Source organism: Methylobacterium sp. WL116 (assembly GCF_008039455.1).
GTDB lineage: Bacteria > Pseudomonadota > Alphaproteobacteria > Rhizobiales > Beijerinckiaceae > Methylobacterium.
Genome location: NZ_VRUV01000366.1, coordinates 1 through 4660, shown reverse-complemented (window position 1 = coordinate 4660; position 4660 = coordinate 1). Strand labels below are relative to the sequence as shown.

Here is a 4660-nt window from a genome sequence, read left to right as displayed (position 1 = left end):
GGCCAAGGAGGCGCGCCCGACGCCGCCGCGCCCGGCCTCGAAGCCGGACGACGCCGCCCGCGAGGAGCGGGTGCGGATGACCAAGCTGCGCCAGACCATCGCTCGCCGCCTCAAGGACGCGCAGGACACCGCCGCGATGCTCACCACGTTCAACGACGTGGACATGGGCGCGGTGATGGCGCTGCGCGCGCAGTACAAGGACGTCTTCGAGAAGAAGCACGGCACGAAGCTCGGCTTCATGGGCTTCTTCACCAAGGCGGTGATCGGGGCGCTCAAGGACGTGCCGGCGGTCAACGCCGAGATCGACGGGCAGGACCTCGTCTACAAGAACTACTACCACATCGGCATCGCCGTCGGGACCGACAAGGGTCTCGTCGTGCCGGTGGTGCGCAACGCCGACGACCTCTCGATCGCCGGCATCGAGAAGACGATCTCGGGCTTCGGCCGCAAGGCCCGGGACGGCAAGCTCTCGATCGACGAGATGCAGGGCGGCACCTTCACCATCACCAACGGCGGCATCTACGGCTCGCTGATGTCGACCCCGATCCTCAACGCGCCGCAATCGGGCATCCTCGGGATGCACCGCATCGAGGAGCGCCCGGTGGTCCGCAACGGCAAGATCGAGGCGCGGCCGATGATGTATCTCGCCCTCTCCTACGATCACCGCATCGTCGACGGGAAGGAGGCTGTGACCTTCCTGGTGCGGGTGAAGGAGGCGCTGGAGGATCCGGCGCGGCTCGTCCTGGATCTGTAAGGCCGGCGCGATGCTCACCCCCGATGCCGTCGCGGTCGTCACCGGCGGCGGCCGCGGCATCGGCCGTGCGGTATCCCTGCTCGCGGCGCGGCACGGCTATCGCGTCTGCCTGAGCTACGTCTCCGACGCGGCCGCGGCCGCCTCGGTGGTCGCGGCGATCGAAGCCGAGGGCGGCCAGGCCGTCGCGGTGCGCTGCGACGTGGCGGAGGAGGCCGACGTGATCACCCTGTTCGCGGCGGCCGACCGTCTCGGCACCGTCACGGCGCTGGTCAACAATGCCGGGGTGGTCGATCTCTCCGCGCCCGTGTCCGAGATGAGCGCCGCCCGGCTCCACCGGATGATGGCGACCAACGTCGTCGGCAGCTTCCTCTGCGCCCGCGAGGCGGTGCGGCGGATGTCGACGAAGCAGGGCGGCCGGGGCGGGGCCGTCGTCAACGTCTCGTCGATCGCGGCGCGCCTCGGCGGGGCCGGGCAGTTCGTCGACTACGCCGCCTCGAAGGGAGCGATCGACAGCTTCACGATCGGCCTCGCCCGCGAGGTGGCCGATGCCGGCATCCGGGTGAACGCCGTGGCGCCCGGTATCATCGACACCGAGATCCATGCCAGCGGCGGCACGCCCGACAAGGTGGCGGCGATGGGACCGGGCGTGCCGATGAGGCGCGCCGGCACCGCCGACGAAGTCGCCGCCCCGGTGCTCTGGCTGCTCTCCGACGAGGCGGCCTACACCACCGGCGCCATCCTCGACGTCTCGGGCGGTCGGTGATCCCCGGCAACGAATGAATCCGGCGGCGACCCGCCACGGCGGTCGCCGCACGCGCATGCAGGAACGAACAGAACCATGAGCACCTACGATCTCGTCGTCATCGGCACCGGCCCCGGCGGCTATGTCTGCGCCATCCGCGCCGCGCAGCTGGGCCTGCGCACCGCCGTCGTCGAGAAGCGCGCGACCCATGGCGGCACCTGCCTGAACGTCGGCTGCATCCCGTCGAAGGCGCTGCTGCACGCCTCCGAGGCGTTCGAGGAGGCGACCAAGCACTTTCCCGATCTCGGCATCGAGGTCGGCACGCCGAAGCTCGACCTCGCCAAGATGCAGGGGTTCAAGCAGAGCGGCGTCGACGGCAACACCAAGGGCGTCGAGTTCCTGCTGAAGAAGAACAAGGTCGACACCATCCGCGGCACCGGCAGGATCGCCGGCGCCGGCCGCGTCGAGGTCACGTCGGAGGACGGCGGAAACCAGATGCTGGAGACCAAGAACATCGTCATCGCCACCGGCTCGGACGTGACGCGCCTGCCCGGCGTCGAGATCGACGAGAAGACCGTGGTCTCCTCCACCGGCGCGCTCGAGCTCGCGGCGGTGCCGAAGAAGCTCCTGGTGATCGGCGCGGGCGTGATCGGCCTCGAGCTCGGCTCGGTCTGGCGCCGGCTCGGGGCCGAGGTCACCGTGGTCGAGTATCTCGACCGGGTGCTGCCGGGGATGGACGGCGAGGTGGGCAAGCAGTTCCAGCGGATCATGTCCAAGCAGGGCATCGCCTTCAAGCTCTCGACCAAGGTCACCGGCGTGGCGACCGGCGCGGGCGGCGCGACCGTCACCGTCGAGCCGGCGGCGGGCGGCGAATCCGAGACGCTTCAGGCCGACGTGGTGCTCGTGGCGATCGGGCGGGTGCCCTACACCGAGGGGCTCGGCCTCGAGGGCGTCGGCGTCGGGCTCGACAACAAGGGCCGGATCCAGACCGACAGCCACTACGCCACCAACGTCACCGGCATCTACGCGATCGGCGACGTGATCGCCGGGCCGATGCTCGCGCACAAGGCCGAGGACGAGGGCGTCGCGGTGGCCGAGATCCTGGCCGGCCAGTCCGGCCACGTGAACTACGCGGTGATCCCGAACGTGGTCTACACCTATCCGGAGGTCGCCTCGGTGGGGAAGACCGAAGAGGAGCTGAAGAAGGACGGCATCGCCTACAACGCGGGCAAGTTCCCCTTCACCGCCAACGGGCGGGCCAAGGCCAACGGCACCACCGAGGGCTTCGTGAAGGTGCTGGCCGACGCCGCGAGCGACCGGGTGCTCGGCGTCCACATCGTCGGCGCCGATGCCGGCAACCTCATCGCCGAGGTGGCGGTGGCGATGGAGTTCGGGGCGTCGGCCGAGGACATCGCCCGCACCTGCCACGCCCACCCGACCCTGACGGAAGCGGTGAAGGAGGCCGCGCTCGCGGTCGGGAAGCGCGCGATCCACGTCTGAGGACGCGGCCGCGCCCGTCGCTCAGGCCGAGCGGCGGGCCGGGGCGAGGGCGGCGATGCGCAGGAGGGCGGTCGGGGCCGGCGGCGCGGTGATCGCGTTCAACAGGTACGGCCGCCGCAGACCGAGCGCGTGGTGGAGCGTGAGGTCGATGTCGCGGGCGTGGAACGGCATCTTCAGGACGAAGGTGGCGCCGAAGTAGCGGGCGGCCTGGGCGATCGGCTCGGGATCGCCGCTGGTCAGCATCGTGAGGCGCGTCGTCAGGTTTAGGGTCTGAACCTGGCAGGCGAGCTCGAGGCCGTCGGTCCCGTTGAGCTTCACGTCGACGAAGGCGAGCGGGTAGGCGTCGGTCTTCAGGAGCTTCAGGGCGTGCCGGCCGCAATCCGTCTCGTCGATCTCGAGGGCGAAGCCGCTGCGCGCCAGCACCCGCCCGATCGCCGCGCGCGCCGCGTCCGACGAGGAGGCGAGCAGGATGCGCGTCGGCTGCCGGCGCCGGGTGTCGGCGTGCAGCAGGCTCTCGATGTGGGCGGTGTCGAGGGGCACCTTCAGCACCTCGTAGGCGCCGAGCGAGACCGCGAGTTCCTGCCACTGCGCGAAGACGCGGGCGGCGATCAGCACGAGGCAGGGCAGGGTGGCGCCGCGCTTGCGCGCCACCGCCACCGCTTCCGGGCCGCTCACCCCTTCGAGCTGGAGGCCGACGAAGGCCAGGGCCGGCTTGTGCGCGAGGGCGAGATCGATCAGCGCCTCGCCCGAGGCCGTTTGCACGATCACGGCCCTGGGATCGAAGTGCGACACCACCGCGGCGAGTTCGGCCCGGCGTCCCGCGTCGCGATCGGCGATGAGGACGGTGCCGGCTTGCGGGGGCCGGACCGCGCTTCCGATATCGGCGTGTTCGCCCGCCATGGTTCCTGTCCAGTCCGATCCTATGACAAGAGAAATAGCGCTCAAATCTCTCGGCAAGCTTAATGGCTGGCCGAACCGGCTATTTGCTCTGTCTAGTGTGTCAACGTGTCATCTCAATGCACGTCGCGTGTCACGCCCCCGTCGGCACGGCACGGCCGGCGCGCGGATGGGTGGCGTCGAAGGCGCTCATCAGGCGGGCCGCGTCGACCTTGGTGTAGAGCTGCGTCGTCGAGAGCGAGGCGTGGCCGAGCAGCTCCTGGATCGCGCGCAGCTCGCCCTGCCGCGCCAGGAGATGCGTCGCGAAGGAGTGCCGCAGGGCGTGCGGCGTGGCGCTGTCGGGCAGCCCGAGAGCGCCGCGGGCGCGGGCGACGACGTACTGGATGATCCGCGGCGAGAGCGGGCCGCCGCGGGCGCCGACGAAGAGCGGCCCCTCCGGCGGCAGCGGGTGCGGGCAGGCGGCGAGGTAGGCGGCGACCGCCTCGGCCACCACCGGCAGCACCGGGACCATCCGCTGCTTCGCGCCCTTGCCCAGCACCGTCACCGCGTCGATGCCGGGCACCGGGGCATCGCGCCGCGCCAGCCCCAGCGCCTCCGAGATGCGCAGGCCCGCGCCGTACAGCAGCGCGAGCACCGCCGCGTCGCGCAGCAGGATCCAAGGGTCGCGGTCCTCGTCGGCGCGCAGCGACACGTCGGTGAGGGCGCGGGCGGCCGCCACCGGCAGCGGACGCGGCAGGCGCCGCTCCATTTTGGGCGAGCGCACGGCG

Annotated in this window: 5 protein-coding genes; 3 read left to right on the top strand and 2 right to left on the bottom strand. The window is 71.2% G+C overall.

Annotated elements, in window-relative coordinates:
- The 3 genes from odhB to lpdA form a co-directional block, all read left to right on the top strand.
- The coding region (gene odhB / locus FV223_RS20550; protein WP_147728744.1) for a 2-oxoglutarate dehydrogenase complex dihydrolipoyllysine-residue succinyltransferase at nucleotides 1-754 on the top strand (754 nt) is incomplete at its 5' end.
- Between the two features lie 10 nt (nucleotides 755-764).
- On the top strand, nucleotides 765-1517 hold the full coding sequence (locus FV223_RS20545; RefSeq protein ID WP_147728743.1) for an SDR family oxidoreductase: 753 nt from the start codon (nucleotides 765-767) through the stop codon (nucleotides 1515-1517).
- A 75-nt stretch (nucleotides 1518-1592) separates the two neighbouring features.
- The gene (gene lpdA / locus FV223_RS20540; protein WP_147728742.1) at nucleotides 1593-2996 is read left to right on the top strand and encodes a dihydrolipoyl dehydrogenase; all 1404 of its coding nucleotides are present in this window, start codon (nucleotides 1593-1595) and stop codon (nucleotides 2994-2996) included.
- 21 nt (nucleotides 2997-3017) lie between these two features.
- Here lpdA and FV223_RS20535 read toward each other — a convergent pair whose 3' ends face one another.
- Both FV223_RS20535 and FV223_RS20530 read right to left on the bottom strand, forming a co-directional pair.
- The gene (locus FV223_RS20535) at nucleotides 3018-3896 is read right to left on the bottom strand and encodes a response regulator (RefSeq protein ID WP_147728741.1); all 879 of its coding nucleotides are present in this window, start codon (nucleotides 3894-3896) and stop codon (nucleotides 3018-3020) included.
- 130 nt (nucleotides 3897-4026) lie between these two features.
- On the bottom strand, nucleotides 4027-4660 hold a 634-nt coding region (locus FV223_RS20530), incomplete at its 5' end, for a tyrosine-type recombinase/integrase (RefSeq protein WP_147728740.1).

Bases quoted from the DNA above. Each gene is read 5' to 3' on its own strand.
- lpdA (WP_147728742.1), top strand. From the start codon at position 1,593: ATGAGCACCTACGATCTCGTCGTCATCGGCACCGGCCCCGGCGGCTAT.
- FV223_RS20545 (WP_147728743.1), top strand. From the start codon at position 765: ATGCTCACCCCCGATGCCGTCGCGGTCGTCACCGGCGGCGGCCGCGGC.
- FV223_RS20535 (WP_147728741.1), bottom strand. From the start codon at position 3,896: ATGGCGGGCGAACACGCCGATATCGGAAGCGCGGTCCGGCCCCCGCAA.